At 73.9% G+C, this 15,445-nt stretch carries 9 protein-coding genes and 1 pseudogene; 3 read left to right on the top strand and 7 right to left on the bottom strand.

Going from position 1 to position 15,445, the window contains the following annotated elements:
* Positions 1–31 precede the first annotated feature (31 nt).
* On the bottom strand, positions 32–832 hold the full coding sequence (locus ACFC02_RS23720) for a class II aldolase/adducin family protein (RefSeq protein ID WP_376360717.1): 801 nt from the start codon (positions 830–832) through the stop codon (positions 32–34).
* Between the two features lie 283 nt (positions 833–1,115).
* Between ACFC02_RS23720 and ACFC02_RS23715 the strand changes: the two genes are divergently transcribed.
* A complete protein-coding gene (locus ACFC02_RS23715; RefSeq protein ID WP_376360714.1) occupies positions 1,116–1,589 on the top strand; it encodes a pyridoxamine 5'-phosphate oxidase family protein in 474 nt (157 codons plus the stop codon).
* Positions 1,590–1,598: 9 nt separating this feature from the next.
* Here the strand turns inward: ACFC02_RS23715 and guaA are convergent, their stop codons facing one another.
* A complete protein-coding gene (gene guaA / locus ACFC02_RS23710; protein ID WP_376360711.1) occupies positions 1,599–3,179 on the bottom strand; it encodes a glutamine-hydrolyzing GMP synthase in 1,581 nt (526 codons plus the stop codon).
* Between the two features lie 348 nt (positions 3,180–3,527).
* On the opposite strand from guaA, the gene ACFC02_RS23705 reads away from it, so the two are divergent.
* Both ACFC02_RS23705 and ACFC02_RS23700 read left to right on the top strand, forming a co-directional pair.
* A complete protein-coding gene (locus ACFC02_RS23705; protein WP_376360708.1) occupies positions 3,528–3,935 on the top strand; it encodes a chorismate mutase in 408 nt (135 codons plus the stop codon).
* Positions 3,936–4,397: 462 nt separating this feature from the next.
* Entirely contained in the window at positions 4,398–5,450 is a 1,053-nt protein-coding gene (locus tag ACFC02_RS23700; protein WP_376360705.1) for an LPXTG cell wall anchor domain-containing protein, read from the top strand.
* Positions 5,451–5,531: 81 nt separating this feature from the next.
* Here the strand turns inward: ACFC02_RS23700 and ACFC02_RS23695 are convergent, their stop codons facing one another.
* From ACFC02_RS23695 to ACFC02_RS23675, 5 genes and pseudogenes are all read right to left on the bottom strand, one after another.
* The gene (locus ACFC02_RS23695; protein WP_376360702.1) at positions 5,532–7,412 is read right to left on the bottom strand and encodes a GMC family oxidoreductase N-terminal domain-containing protein; all 1,881 of its coding nucleotides are present in this window, start codon (positions 7,410–7,412) and stop codon (positions 5,532–5,534) included.
* Between the two features lie 29 nt (positions 7,413–7,441).
* The gene (locus ACFC02_RS23690) at positions 7,442–9,055 is read right to left on the bottom strand and encodes a succinic semialdehyde dehydrogenase (RefSeq protein ID WP_376360699.1); all 1,614 of its coding nucleotides are present in this window, start codon (positions 9,053–9,055) and stop codon (positions 7,442–7,444) included.
* 348 nt (positions 9,056–9,403) lie between these two features.
* The gene (locus ACFC02_RS23685; protein ID WP_376360697.1) at positions 9,404–11,293 is read right to left on the bottom strand and encodes a protein kinase; all 1,890 of its coding nucleotides are present in this window, start codon (positions 11,291–11,293) and stop codon (positions 9,404–9,406) included.
* A 93-nt stretch (positions 11,294–11,386) separates the two neighbouring features.
* On the bottom strand, positions 11,387–13,384 hold the full coding sequence (locus tag ACFC02_RS23680; RefSeq protein WP_376360773.1) for a serine/threonine-protein kinase: 1,998 nt from the start codon (positions 13,382–13,384) through the stop codon (positions 11,387–11,389).
* A 145-nt stretch (positions 13,385–13,529) separates the two neighbouring features.
* Positions 13,530–15,445: pseudogene (locus tag ACFC02_RS23675) on the bottom strand (hypothetical protein); the annotation flags it as partial.

The raw sequence follows: 15,445 nt of genomic DNA, 5'->3' as shown, positions 1-15,445 counted from the left end.
TGACGAGTGGCGGGGGCCGGTGGCGAGTGGGTCAGGTCAGCAGGTCGGGTTCGCCGCGGCTGACGTCCTGCCACAGGGGCTGGTAGTTGATCCAGGCCACCAGGTCCGTGCCGAGCTGTTCGCGGGTCGACACCGCCGCCTTGTGGTCGATCAGGACGGGCCGGCCGGCCGCGCGGGCGGTCAGCTGCACCTGGGCGGAGCGTTCCATGGACAGGAACCACCAGGCGGCGGCGTCCACCGAGTCGCCGACGGTCAGCAGTCCGTGGTTGCGCAGCACCAGTGCCTTGCGGGAGCCCAGCGTCGCCGCGATCCGGCGGCCCTCCTCCGCGTCGACGACGACGCCGGTGTAGGTGTCGTACAGGGCGTGGTCTTCGTAGAAGGCGCAGCTCTCCTGGGTGATGGGGTCCAGCAGTTCGCCGAGGGCCGCCAGGGCCCGGCCGTGCACGGAGTGGCAGTGGGCGACGGCGACCACGTCCGGGCGGGCCGCGTGGACCTGGGCGTGCACGGTGAACGCGGCCTGGTTGACGTGGTGGCCGCCCTCGATGACCTGGCCGTCCTGGTTGGCGAGGACGAGGTCGCCGACGGTGACGTGCTTGAAGGGCATCCCGAAGGGGTTGACCCAGAAGCAGTCGCTGAACTCGGGGTCGCGGGCGGTGATGTGGCCCGAGACGCCGTCCTCGAAGCCGTTCCGGCCGAAGATCCGCAGGGCGCCCGCCAGCCGTTCCTTGCGGTGGCGGCGTTCGTCCTCGACCGACTCGTGCCGGGGCGGCATGGCGAACCGGAGTCTGTCGGTGGGCAGGGGCGGGGGCGGTGTGGGGCCGCGGCCGTGCATGGGTCCTCCGGCGGGGTGATCGGCGTACGGGCGGAAGGTACCCGCGGGCGGCCGGGAATGGCAGCACGGGGGCGTGAAGATGCCGCACTCCCGACCGGGGCCGCCCGCGTACCCGACGGTAGCTGTCCGGTTTCACAACCCGCCGGTAGATGTGCCGTTACACCCCGGCGGTGGATGTCCCGTTGCACACCCCGGCGGTGAGCGTCCGGTTTCACACCCGGGCGAAGATGTCCGGTTTCATACCTGACAAGACGTGTCCGGTTTCCGCGCCAGACTCACCGGCATGGCTATGAACTGGGCGGCTCTCACCGCGACGGAACCCGAACTGGCCGGCCTCGCCGGGGAGCGTTTCGGCGCTTTCCGGCACCACGTCCTCGTCACCCTGCGCCGGGACGGCTCGCCCCGCACCAGCGGCCTGGAGGTGCGATTCCTCCACGGCGAGCTGTGGCTCGGCATGATGCGGGACTCGCTCAAGGCGCTCGACCTGCGGCGGGACCCGCGGTTCGTCCTCCAGTCGAATCCGGGTCCGGACACCTCCCTGGCCGGCGGGGACGTGCGGATCGGCGGCCGTGCGATCGAGGTGGACGACCCGGAGGCGAAGGGCGCGTACGTGAAAGAGGTGGAACCGCCGCAGCCGTTCCACCTCTTCCGCACCGAGCTGACGGAGGTCGTGCGGACCTTCGTCGAGGGCGACCGGTATCTGGTCACCCAGGTCTGGCGGCCCGGAGCGCCGGTGCGCACGCTCAAGCGGACCTGACGGGTGGGACTACTCCCACTCGATGGTGCCCGGCGGCTTGCTGGTCACGTCGAGGACGACGCGGTTGACGTCGCTCACCTCGTTGGTGATCCGGGTGGAGATCCGCGCGAGCACGTCGTAGGGCAGCCGGGACCAGTCGGCCGTCATCGCGTCCTCGCTGGAGACCGGGCGCAGCACGATCGGGTGGCCGTAGGTGCGGCCGTCGCCCTGGACGCCGACGGAGCGCACGTCCGCGAGCAGGACCACCGGGCACTGCCAGATGTCCCGGTCCAGACCGGCCGCGGTCAGTTCCTCGCGGGCGATGGCGTCGGCCTCGCGCAGCAGGTCCAGCCGGTCCTTGGTGACCTCGCCGACGATGCGGATGCCGAGGCCGGGACCCGGGAAGGGCTGGCGCTGGACGATCTCCTCCGGCAGGCCCAGCTCCTGGCCGACCATGCGGACCTCGTCCTTGAACAGCTTGCGCAGCGGCTCGATGAGCTGGAACTCGAGGTCCTCGGGCAGACCGCCCACGTTGTGGTGCGACTTGATGTTGGCGGTGCCGGTGCCGCCGCCGGACTCGACGACGTCCGGGTAGAGCGTGCCCTGGACCAGGAACTCGACCGCCGGGCCCTCGTCCGCGATGATCTCGGCCTGGGCCTGCTCGAAGACCCGGATGAACTCGCGGCCGATGATCTTCCGCTTCTCCTCGGGGTCCGAGACGCCCTTGAGGGCGGTGAGGAAGCGCTCCTCGGCGTCGACGACCTTCAGCTGGACGCCGGTCGCGGCGACGAAGTCCTTCTCGACCTGCTCGGTCTCGCCCTTGCGCATCAGGCCGTGGTCGACGTAGACGCAGGTCAGCTGGGAGCCGATGGCCTTCTGGACGAGGGCGGCGGCGACCGCGGAGTCCACGCCTCCGGACAGGCCGCAGATGGCGCGCTTGTCGCCGACCTGCGCGCGGATGGCGGCGACCTGCTCCTCGATCACGTTGCCGGTGGTCCAGGACGGGGTCAGGCCCGCACCGCGGTACAGGAAGTGCTCCAGGACCTGCTGGCCGTGCGTGGAGTGCATGACCTCGGGGTGGTACTGGACGCCGTAGAGCTTCTTGTCGTCGTTCTCGAACGCGGCGACCGGGACGACGTCCGTGGCGGCCGTGACGGTGAAGCCCTCGGGGGCGGCGGAGCAGGCGTCGCCGTGCGACATCCACACGGCCTGCTCGGCCGGGGTGCCCTCGAAGAGGGTGGAGGACGGCTTGGAGACGGCGAGATCGGTGCGGCCGTACTCACGCGCGCCGGAGTTGTCGACGGTGCCGCCGAGGACCTGCGCCATCAGCTGGAAGCCGTAGCACATGCCGAAGACGGGGACGCCGGCCTCGAAGAGCTCGCGGTCCAGGCGGGGGGCGCCCTCTTCGTACACCGACGAGGGGCCGCCGGAGAGGATGATCGCCGCCGGGTTCTTGGCGAGCATCTCCGCGACCGGCATGGTGCTCGGCACGATCTCGCTGTAGACCCGGGCCTCGCGGACGCGACGGGCGATGAGCTGGGCGTACTGCGCGCCGAAGTCGACGACCAGAACGGTGTCGGGGGCGGCGGCAGCGGGAGTCGCTGATGACACGGGGTGCCTTCCGGCGGTGGGGCGGGTCGTTGTACCTGCGATTCTACCGAGACGGCGGCGGGACCCGCCCCGTGCTCCGGCCCACCCGCCCCGCGAGGCCCGTCCCAGCATCCGAACCGCCTTGGACACCCGCGCCCGCCACGGCATACTGGTCCCATGCTCTCGCACGCGACGACCTTCGTCTTTACCTATGGCACCCGGCCCGCCGGCTGCCATGGTCGTGCCGCTTGAGCTACTGACAAGCGACTTCCCAGGCGCCCCGGGCCGACAAGGCCCGGGGCGCCTGGCGTTCTCCCGGTCCTTGCGCCCCGGGGCACCGCACCCGCCTTCCAGTGAGGAGCCCGCGAGATGACCGCCCCCGCAGCAGAGAAGACCGGCACGCGCGCCACCGCAGCACAGAACACCGGCACGGCCGCCGGCACAGCGGAGAAGACCGGTACGGCCGCCACCGCGGCGAACCACACCGACACGGCCACCACCGCGGCGGAGCGGACCGGCGCCCGCACCGAGGAGGCCGTGAGCGTCATCACGGACGCCCGTGAACGCATCGACACGCTCGACGACCGGATCCTGGGCCTGGTCCAGGAACGGATGGCCGTGTCGGCCGTCGTCCAGGAGGCCCGGATCGGTTCGGGCGGCAGGCGCGTGAACCTCTCCCGCGAGATGGAGGTCCTCGGCCGCTACCGTGACGCCCTCGGCAGGCCCGGCACGGCCCTGGCGATGACCCTGCTGGAGCTGTGCCGCGGCAAGATCTGACCCCCCGCGGCCGCGCATCTCCCCCGCCCCGGCCCCGGACCGGTCTCACCCGTACGGGCCCCTCACCCGTGCGGCGCGTGACCGTCGCGGGCGGCGCGTCGTTGGTCGGGATGGCCGTGCCAGCCAGGGACGCGCCCGGGAGAACCACGCGTGGCTCTCCGGAGCGGTGAGACGTGCGGATCGTGCCGTGCGTCGTGGGACCCCGCTCCAGGGAAGTGGCCGGACGGCAGGGGACAGCAGCCCGGTCACCAGGTGACGGCCGGCTCCGGGGACGCCCGGGGCCGGCCGCGCTCACGTGTGTGATACACGTCACATGAGAATCCTGTGAAAGACCGCGCAACCATTCACAGGGGCCCCGGGTCACATCAGCGGAACCAACGGCCACACCCGCGCCCCACAGCGGAGGCCTCCCGCAACCTCCGTACCGCTCCGCCGCGGTACGCCGGACTCCCCGAGGTCTTCATGAAGCTTCGCCGTGCCATGGCCGCAGTGGCCGCGACGGCCGCGATAGCCCCGCTGGCACTGCTGTCGGCTCCCGCCGCGTTCGCCGAGGAGCCGGCCGGCACCCAGACGAGCGCCTCGGCGCCCGCCTCCAGCCCCGAGTCCACTCCGCCCGGCGCCCCGGAGTCGACACCGGCCGGCGCCACGCCCGAGTCCACCCCGCCCTCCGACGCGGCGGGGACCACCACCCCGTCGACCGGCGCCTCCGGCACGACGACACCGGCCGCCACCGCTTCCGCCCCGGCATCGTCCGCGGCCTCCGCGTCCGCGTCCGTCTCCGCCTCGGCCAGCGGGCCCGCCGAGCCGTCCGAGGAGCCGTCGCCGTGCGCCACGGACGACGTGGACAGCGACTCCCAGCTGACGATCGCGGTCTCCGGCCTGCCCGGGAAGATCGTCGCGGGCAGCGGCTGGCACACCTTCAAGCTGACCGCGGCCAACCACGGCGACCGGTCCCTCGGCCAGGTGCAGTGGCTCGCGCTCATCGACAACGACTCGATGAGCGAGAACGAGAAGGACTGGCTGAGCACCTACGCGCTGCTGGAGTACCTCGACCCCGCCACCAAGAAGTGGGAGTCCCTCGCGGACGAGATCGGCGGCGGCATCTACTTCGGCGAGACGCCGCTCGGCCCCAGGCAGACGGTCGACATCGACCTGCGCGTCAACATCACGGCGAAGGCCCCGGCGGGCGCCGGCTACACCGTGGGCCTCGGCGGTTACGTCGACCAGGAGAAGAACTGCGTCCACAACGCGTTCGACTACTACACCTTCACCGTCCTGAGGCCCGGCAGTTCCAACGACGACCCCGGCCACGCCGAGCCCGCGGGCGGTGCCGAGCCGGCCGGCGGCAAGCGGCCGCAGGGCGGTGCCGAGGAGATCCCGCCCACCGGCAGGCTCGCCGCGACGGGCTCCAGCTCGATGGTGCCGGCCCTCGGTCTCGTCGGCGGCATCGCGGTCGTCGCCGGCGCCGGCGCGCTGGTCGCGGTGCGGCGCCGCAAGGGCGGTGCGGACGCGTAACGCGATCCGTCACCCCACAGGACGAGAAGGACCTGCGCCAGGAGGGGGGCGCGGGTCCTTCTTCACTTCCCTCCGCTGTTGTTACTTCTGGTCCTTCCGGTGCTGCTCCTTCGGCGGTACCGCCGGTATGCCGAGGAACGGCAGGCGCAGCGCGCCGAACGCGTCCGCCGGAACCACCGGGTCGCGGGGCTCCACCGGCTTCAGCCGCTCGTAGGTGGCGCCCTGCGCCGGGCGCGGGTCCGTCTCGCCCTTGTTCGGCCAGTACGACATCGCCCGCTCGGCCTGCGCGGTGATGGTCAGCGAGGGGTTCACACCCAGGTTCGCGGAGACCGCCGCGCCGTCGACGACGGAGATGCCGGGATGGCCGTAGAGGCGGTGGTACGGGTCGATGACGCCGGTCTCGGGCGAGTCGCCGATCGGGCAGCCGCCGAGGAAGTGCGCGGTGAGCGGGGTACCCATGAGCTCGCCCACGTTGGACCCTGCGAAGCCGTTGATCTCCGCGGCGAGCGCGGAAGCGCCCTCGGTGGCGGCCCTGATCTGCTTGGGATTGGGCGCGCCGTGGCCCTGGCGGGCCGTGAGCAGGCCCTTGCCGACGCCGTCCGGTTTCAGGTACGTCGTCAGGGAGTTGTCCAGGGACTGCATCACCAGGCCGATGATCGTACGCTCCGACCAGCGCCGGTTGGACAGGGACCGCAGGACGAGCACCGGGTGGCGGGCGGCGTTCGCCAGCCAGGCCGCGACCCTGGACCCGCCGTCCGCGAACGGCACCTGGAGGATCGACAGTCCGCCCATCGAGTTGGAACCCCTGCCGTAGCGGACCGGCTCGATGTGGGTGTTCTCGTCGGGGTGGACGGAGGACGTGATGGCGACGCCGCGGGTGAAGTCGGCCCGGGGCCGGCCGGTCGCCGCCCGGTAGCGCCGGTCGTCGGTCTGCGCGCCCACCAGCGCCTCGGAGTTGGTGCGGGTCAGCTCGCCGAGCCGGTCCGAGAGGTGGGGCAGCTGGCGGCCGGCCTTCATGCGGTGCAGCAGGGTCTGGGTGCCGTAGGTGCCGGCGGCCAGGACCACCCGCCGGGCGGTGAGGACGCGGCCGGCGCCCTTCTTCCTGTCGTCGGTCGGCAGCGTGGCGACCGCGTAGCCGCCGCGGGAGTCGTCGGTGACCGACACGACCGTCGTCATGGGGTGGACCACCGCGCCCGCCTTCTCGGCGAGGTGCAGGTAGTTCTCGTTGAGGGTGTTCTTCGCGCCGTGCCGGCAGCCGGTCATGCACTCGCCGCACTCGGTGCAGGCCCGGCGGTCCGGTCCGGCCCCGCCGAAGTACGGGTCGGTGACCCGCCGGCCCGGCTGGGCCTTCGCCTTGCCGTCGGCGTCCTCGCCGTCCCCGAAGAACACCCCGACCGGCGCCATGTGGAAGGTGTCGCCGACGCCCATGCGCTGCGCCGCCGCCTTCAGGTGCACGTCGGAGGGGGTCATCGTCGGGTTGAGCCGGACACCGAGCATGCGCTTGGCCTGGTCGTAGTACGGGGCGAGTTCCTCCTCCCAGTCGGTGATGTGCCGCCACTGCGGGTCGTCGAAGAAGGGCTTCGGCGGTACGTAGAGGGTGTTGGCGTAGTTGAGGGAGCCGCCGCCGACCCCCGCGCCGGCCAACACCATGACGTTGCCCAGCAGGTGGATGCGCTGGATGCCGTACATGCCGAGCTTGGGGGCCCACAGGTAGTTCTTCAGGTCCCAGGAGTTCTTCGGCAGGCTCTCGCGGGTGAAGCGGCGGCCCGCCTCCAGGACGCCGACACGGTAGCCCTTCTCGGTCAGGCGCAGCGCGGTGACGGAGCCGCCGAAGCCGGAGCCGACGACGATCACGTCGTAGTCGTACGCCGTGTCGTCGCCGTACGCCGTACCTTCCCTGTGCGCCGTACCGTCCCTGCGCGCCGTACCGTCCTGCTCTCGGGCAGAGTTCTCCTGCGACACATGCGCTCCTCGTCGAGAACGGGTGTGGTCTAACGGAACCTGAGTGCCTTCAGCGCCTTCAGGCTCCGGTTCATGAACGCCGCGTACTTCTCGTCGTCCATGCCGAGCGACGGCGCCATGGGCAGCAGCCGCTGGTGGGCGATCGTCTGGGCCTCGGTGTACTTGAGGATGCCCTCGGAGCCGTGCCGGCGGCCGAGACCGGAGTCCTTCATGCCGCCCATCGGCGACTGGACACTGCCGTAGGCGGGCGCGTAGCCCTCGTTCAGGTTGACCGTGCCGGTGCGCAGCCGGGCGGCGATCGCGCGGCCCCGCCGGGCGTCCTGCGTCCACACGGACGAGTTCAGGCCGTACGGCGTGGAGTTGGCGCGCTCGACCGCCTCGTCGTCGTTCGCGAAGCGGTAGACGGAGACGACCGGGCCGAAGGTCTCCTCCGTGCACACGGCCATAGGGGTCTCGACGCCGTCGAGGACGGTCGGCTCGAAGAAGTACGGGCCGATGTCGGGGCGGGCGACGCCACCGGCCAGTACCCGGGCGCCCTTGGCGACGGCCTCCTCCACGTGCCGGGTGACGGTCTCCAGCTGGCGCTCGCCGACGAGGGAGCCCATGTCGGCGCCGTACGCGAGCGAGGTGCCCAGCCGCATCGCCTTCGTACGGGCGGCGAAGCGCTCCAGGAACGCGTCGGCGACGGCCTCGTGGACGTACAGCCGCTCGATGGAGATGCACAGCTGCCCGGCGGAGGAGAAGCAGGCCCGGACCGCGCCGGCCGCCGCCTTGTCGAGGTCGGCGTCCTGAAGGACCAGCATGGCGTTCTTGCCGCCGAGTTCGAGGGAGACGCCGACCAGACGTGCGGCGGCGCCCTGGGCGACCTCGCGGCCGGTGCGGGTGGAACCGGTGAAGGAGACGTAGTCGGCGTGCTGGACGACCGCCGGGCCGACGACCGGGCCCTCGCCGATGACGACCTGGAACACCTCGGCGGGCAGCCCGGCCTCGATGAGCAGGTCACGGGCCCACAGCGCGGTCAGGCAGGTCTCCGTGTCCGGCTTCATGACCACCGCGTTGCCCGCGGCGAAGGCGGGCAGCGCGTCGCCGACGGACAGCTCCAGCGGGTAGTTCCACGGAGCGATCTGGCCGACGACACCGCGCGGGTGGCGCAGTTCGGTGACCTTGGTCAGGGCCGGGATGGCCCCGGTGTGCCGCTTCGGGCGCAGGTACGCGGCGGCACGGCGGCCGTAGTGCCGGGCGGCGACGGCGACGGCCTGCACCTCCTCGTGGGCGTGCAGACGGGCCTTGCCGGTCTCCAGCTGGATCAGGTCGAGCACCTCGGCCTGGCGGGCGAGCACCAGGTCGTGGAAGCGGAGCAGGACGGCGGCGCGCTGCCGTACCGGCGTCCGCGCCCACGCGTCCTGCGCGGCCCGCGCCCGCTCGAAGGCGAGGGCGACGTCCTCGGGGGTGGACTCGGGCAGGTCGGCCAGCTTCTCACCGGTGAACGGGGTGTGGTTGGCGGTCCGGCCGGAGCCGGCGACGCCCTTGGTGAGCCGGGCGACCAGCTCGGGCGTCACCACGTCGGCGGCGGTACGGGCGCCCGCGGGGGCGGGGGCCAGAGGATTCGTGCCGGTCTGTGCCGGGGCCTGCGCGTCCGTCATGCAGCGCAGCGTATGACGGAGCCGGAGGTTTGTGTACCCGTCGGTAACGGGGATTCACCGACCGCACACATACCGCCAGCGATCACTGGCAACGAATGCGCTGATCAGGTGGTCCGCAGACCGGTCGGCAGCCGCCGCCCGCCCGCACCGGCGAGCGGGGGCACGACGGGCGTGGGGCGGGGGCGCGACGGGCGGGACGGTACGCGCGGGGCGGGGCGGGGCGGAGGTGGCGGGCGTGGAACCAGCCGGAGGTGGTGTGTGCGGGGCGGGGCGGTGGCGGAAGTGGCATGTGTGGGCTCGTCGTTCGTGTTCACGGGCGGTCGGTGGCGAAGCGGGAAACCCTGTGGCTCAGCCGGTCCCGAACGTGTCGACGGCGACGTCGAAGTACTCCTTGGCCTCACGCACCTTGCCGACCGGCGCCGACAGCCACACGTCGTACATCCGCCCGTCCTGCTCCCAGCACAGGTCGTAGGTGTGCCGGGCGCCCTCCGCCGCGCTGAAACCGTCCCACGCGAACTCCCAGAGGGCGGCGGGGTGTCCGCCGTGCGTGGTGGCGGTGACCTGCCCGTCGTGGTAGCCGGGGTTGGTGTGGGGCCCGGCGGCGTCCGCGCGCCGCATCACCGCGAGCGGGCCGCCGCCTTCCGGGCCGGCCGCCTTGATGCCGAGGCGGAAGGTCTCCCCCGGTGACAGGTAGAAGGTCCGCACGCCCTGCGGTGAGCGCGCGAAACCGTCGGGTACGGCGACCGAGAAGCCGGCCGGGTCCTGCGCCAGGTGGTAGCCGGAGGGTGCGGTGGCGGCGTCGGCGACGCCCGTCACGGGCCGGGTCCGGGCGGGCCTGGAGGACGGGCGGGCCGACGCGGCCGGTGAACGGGGCGACGCGGCCGGCGACCGGGGCGACGCCGAGGCGCCGGGGCCGCCCGGCGTGCCCGCCGGGGCCCCGCCCGAAGCGCTCGTGCCGCGCTCCGGGGCCGGACTGACCGGTGAACCCCCGCCGTGCGGGCCGCCGTTCATCAGCAGCGCCGCCGCCGACACCCCGGCCCCCGCCATGGCGGCCACCAGCAGCGCGGCGATCAGCACCCCCCGGGTGGAGAACCGGGCAGGCGGCTGCGGCCCGTCGGCGGCCGGGCCGGGCACAGCGCCCCCTGGGGCGGGCACCGCGCCCGCAGCGGCCGGCTGCGGTTGCGGCAGTTGCTGCGGCCGCGCAGGCGTGCGCCCTGACGGGGAGGGACGGGACGAGGCCCCATCGGCGGGCCCGGTCCGACCGCCCGGGCCGGCCGACCGGGAGGACCGCGCGGACCGCCGGGGGCGCGGCGGCCGGGGCGACCGGGGAGGCCGCGGCGCCGGGTGCGGCGACCGGAGCCCGCTGCGCCGCGTCGGCGCGGAACCGCCCGACGGCTGGGGCGTACGGCCCGAGTCGAGGAAGGCGCGCAGCATCCGCTCCGCCTCCGCCGCCTCCAGCCGCCGTTGCGGATCGCGTTCGAGGAGCCCGTGCACGACGGGGAGGATCGGCCCGGCCTGCGCGGGCGGCCGGATCTCGTCGAAGACGACCGCGTGCAGGATCCCGCCCAGCGAGTCGCGCCGGAAGGGCGAGGCGCCGCTCAGCGCCGTGCACAGCAGCGCGCCGAGCGACCAGAGGTCGGCCTGCGGGCCCGCGCCCGCCCCGGACATCCGTTCGGGCGCGGTGTACTCCGGGGAGCCGACGAAGGCGCCGGTCTCGGTGAGCGTGGTGGCGCCCGCCACCTGGGCGATGCCGAAGTCGGTGAGGACGGCCCGGCCGGTACCGGACTCCAGCAGGACGTTCGCCGGTTTGATGTCGCGGTGCAGCACCCCGGCGGCGTGCGCCGCGCGCAGCGCGCCCAGCAGGGCGATCCCGACGCGGGCGGCCTCGACGGCGTCCAGCGGCCCGTCCGAGGCGATCCGGCCGGCGAGCGAGCCGCCCTCGATCAACTCCATGACGATGTACGGCCGTCCGTCCTGTTCCACGATGTCGTGGACGACGATGACGTTCGGATGCCGCAACTGGGCGACCGCGCGCGCCTCCCGCAGCGTACGGTCGCGCAGGTGCCGGGCCTCGTCGTCGGACAGGGTCTCGTCGAAGGCGAGTTCCTTGACGGCGACGGCCCGGTCGAGCAACTGGTCGGTCGCCCGCCACACCACTCCCATGCCCCCGCGCCCGATCCGCGCCACCAGGCGGTAACGGCCCGCGATCACACGGCAGTCGTCCCCCTCGGTCCCCATACGCCCCATCATGCCGCATCGGACGGTCCCCTTCCGGGGCGCCGACCGGCCAAGAGGGGGGCCTGATCAGGCCTTCGTGTCCGGCCGACGGGGTCAGGGGGTCCCGGGCCGCCAGCTCTGCAGCACCGACTTGAACTGTTTGCGCGTGGTCGCCCAGGACGCCTCGGGCGAGGACATGTAGATCGCGTACTCGACACCGTCGCGGGAGAAGTACGTCTCCTCGATGGCGTGCCGCGGGCCCGGGTAGGGCGTGTCCTTGGGCAGCGCCGTCCAGGTGTACTCCCACAGGGAACCCGGGCGGTCGCGGAAGGTCTCGGCCCGCAGCGACACCCGGTGGTAGTCGACCAGGCGCTTCAACTGGGCTTCCAGGTCCATCTGGTGGTCGTGCGCGCTGCTGAACTGCGGCGCGTCGGAGACGGCGATGCGCACGAAGTGCTTGCCGCCGTCGGGCGTGTAGTCGACCTGGCGCAGCGCGCTGTTGGACACCACGCGCTGCCAGTTCGGACCGGGCAGGCCGATACTGAAGCCGTACGGGTCCTTCACGCGCGTCCAGCCCGCCGGGAGGCTGTCCGCCGTACCGGTCTTGCCGGACTTCCCCGTCCTCGTGGGGCTCGGCCGGGAGGACCCCGGGGGAGGCGCGACCGTGGAGGCGGAGCTGCCGGAACCCTGGCCGGTGCCCGGCCCCCACTCCTGCAACGCCACGGCGGTGCCGCCGCCGACGACCGCGGCGAGGACCACCACGAGGGCGACGTTGCGCAGCCGGCGGCGCCGGGACGGCACGCCGCCGCCTCCCGTCCCCTGCGCGGCCCCGACGGTGGTCGGCCCGGTCGTCGGGTGGTGCGGCGCCCCGGCCGGGGCGCCGGCCTGGCCGTGCGCGGCGGTGTTGCCCGGGCCGTAGGGCGCGGTGCCGCCGCCCGGTGCCGTGCCGGGGTGCGTGCCGGTCCCGAAGGGGGCGCCCGCGAACCGGCCATCGGCCGTCGCGGGGTGGCCGCTCACGCCGTGCTGCCCGGCCGTCCCGTACTGCCCGGCGGCCGTCCCGTGCTGCCCGGTCGTCCCCTGCTGCCCGGAGGCGGTGCCGAACGGCCCGGTGGTGCCGTGCTGCCCGGTCGTGCCGTGCTGTCCGGTCGTCCCGTGCTGCGCAGAGCCCGTACCGAACGGCCCGGTCGTCCCGTGCTGCCCGGTCGTGCCGTCCTGTCCGGTCGTCCCGTGCGACCCCGTCCCCGGCTGGTAGGCGGTCTGCTGGGAGGTCGGGACGTACACCTGCGCGTGGCTCGGCCGCCGCCCCTCCGCGGCCTCCGCGAGCATCAGCTCGGCCGCCGCCGCGTCCGGGCGCTCGGCCGGGTCCTTGCGCAGCAGTGCGGAGATGACCGGCGTGAGCGGGCCGGCGTGGGACGTCTCGCGGGGTTCCTCGTCGACGACCGCCTGCATGGTGGTCAGCGGGGAGGTGCGGCGGAACGGCGACAGGCCCTCCACCGCCGTGTACAGCGTGGCGCCCAGCGCCCACAGGTCGGAGGCCGGGCCCGGGTCGTGGCCGCGGACCCGCTCGGGAGCGAGGTAGTCGACCGACCCGACGACCTCGCCGGTGCGGGTGATGGTGGTGTCGCCCTCGATCTGGGCGATGCCGAAGTCGGTGAGCAGGACCCGGCCGTCCTGGGAGAGCAGGACGTTGCCGGGCTTGACGTCACGGTGCAGGACCCCGGCCGCGTGCGCGGCGCACAGGGCGCGCAGCACCCACAGCCCGACACGGGCGGCCTCGGCCGGTTCCAGCCTGCCCTGCTCCTTGACCGCGTCCGCCAGCGACTGGCCCTCGACCAGTTCCATCACGATCCACGGGCGGCCGTCGTGTTCGAGCACGTCGTGCACGGTGACCACGGCGGAGTGGTTGATCCGTGCCGCCGCGCGTGCCTCGGCCCGGGTGCGTGCCAGGAGGACCGCCTGATCGCTCTCCGAGACGTAGAGCGCGGCGGTCAACTCCTTTATCGCCACGGCCCGGTGCAGCACCTCGTCGTGCGCGCGCCAGACCCGGCCCATGCCGCCGCTGCCGATGGAGTCGGCGAGCCGGTAGCGTCCGGCGAGCAGCTGGCCCTGCATCTGATTCACGTTTCCCCGCAATGTTCTTGACAGGGCCAGCGTAGGGACCGGTCCTCCGGCAGGGAACCGGCGGGGGTACCAAGAAACCGCACTGTGACAGTTGTCGCTTCCCGGGGTTGACGGGAATCAACGGGGCTGCTGGGGTTCACCCGGTGTACCGGTACGTGGCCGACGCCTGTTCGTACAACTTGCTCACCTGGTCCCGCTGGGACTCCGGGCCCCGCACCTGCACGACGTGGTAGCGGCCGCCGAGGAGCAGGGCGAGGTTGCGCACGAACAGCTGCCGCCCGCCCGCGCCGCTCCAGGTGAACTGCCCCTCGGCCATGGTCTTCCCGCCCACCTGGATGGTCCGCATCCCGGACGAGGTGGCCCAGCTGGAGTCGCGGTACCCCTGGAGTTCGCGTTCCGTCTCCCGCTGGTAGGCCATCGGGTCGCTGCCGAACCGGGCCGCGCTGTCCCGTCCCGGCACCACGATCAGCTCGAAGTCGCCGTGGGAGTACACCACCTGGCCCAGGCTGTTCTTCGGGGTACGGCTCCAGCCGCCGGCGACGGCTATCCGGAACCCGGCGGGGTCCTTGCGCAGCGTGAAACCGCGGGGCACGCCCGCGCCGGTCGTCTGCGTCTCGGCCGAACCCGCCGATCCAGAGGGGCCGCTGCCGCTGTCCGCGGTGCTCCCGCCGCCCCCGGGGGCGCCGCTCGCGTCCGAGCCGCCCGAGGACTTGGGGACCGGGCTCGCCCCGCCCGCGGCAGCCGTGCGGTCGCCGCCGGGTGTCCCGCCGTTCCCGGACCGGTCGGTCTTCGGCATGAACAGCATCGCGTACGCCACCGCCGCGGCCAGCAGGACCAGCACCAGCACAAGCAGCAACCGTCCCAGGCTGCGCGGCGAACGCACCTCCTGACCGGCCCGCTTGTGCCGCCCGTGGTGGGCGGGCAGCCCGGCCCGCCGCCTGCGCACCAGCTCGCCGCGGCGCCGCACGATCGGCAGCCGGGCCGGGTCGGCGGGCGGCGCGGACACGACGTGCGCCCCGGCCTCCGGCTCGGGCGCGGAGCGCACCAGCGAGCGCAGCCAGCCGCCCAGTTCCTCGAAGTCGAGCCGTTCGGTCGGGTCCTGACGCAGCAGCGACTCCACCACCGGACGGAGCGCACCGCACTCCTCCGCGAAGGCGGGCGGCTCGGCGCACACCATCTGCACCAGTTCGGCGGTCGACTCCTCCGGATAGGGAGCGTGCCCCTGCACGGCCCGGAAGAGCAACGCGCCCAGCGCCCACAGGTCGGTGGCGGGGCCGATCGGCGCGGCCAGCTGCCAGTTGGCGTGCACCGGCCCGGCCTGCTCGGGCGCCCAGCGCTCGGTCACCGGGCCCACCACGGTCATCCGCGCCTGCCGCGCCCGCTCGGCGGCCAGCGCCGTCCCGGGCCCGCGCCGCGCGACCGCGCCCGCGCCCGCGGGGGGAGCGTCCCACGGGGCGGCGGGGTACGGCTCCAAGAAATGGTCTGCACCGTCTGCACCGTCGGAACCGGCCGGTGGGAGGGCCGTACGCCCCTGGTCACCGCCCTCGGTGCGCCACCCGTCCTCGGTGCGCCCGGCCCCTTCGGACTGCGCCGCGCCACCGGGGGCGCCGGGGCGCCCGGAGCCGTCGGGGTGCTCGGCGGGTGCGGGGGTGCCGCCGGGGGCCTGCCGTTGCGCGAGACCGCTCCAGGAGGCGCGCACGCCATAGGGGTCGGCGATCTGGCCGGGTGGTGCGTCGCGGCCCTCGTCCTCGGCGGGCGGCCGGGCGCCGGGCAGGGCGGCGCGTGTGCTCTGCTGCGCCTCCTGCACGCGGGCCGCCGCCCGCGCGCCCGCGCGGTACGCGGCGATCGCCCCGGCGCGCGCCGCCCGGATGTCGTCCCCGGTCTCCGGCGTACGCCGGACGAGTGCTCCCGCGGCTCCCGCCGCCCCCGCGCCGCTCGCCGAACCGCCGCCGGGCAGCGGCAGCGCACCGGCCGCCCGCGCCTCGATCGCTGCCCGCCGCGCCGCTTCGGGGTCCGCGGCGGCGGAACCCGCCCCTCCCGCCGGTCCACCGG

The organism is Streptomyces sp. NPDC056160, from assembly GCF_042268205.1.
Lineage (GTDB): Bacteria > Actinomycetota > Actinomycetes > Streptomycetales > Streptomycetaceae > Streptomyces.
Note: the sequence above shows the minus strand (reverse complement) of the source record. Positions and strands in the feature narration are given on the sequence as shown.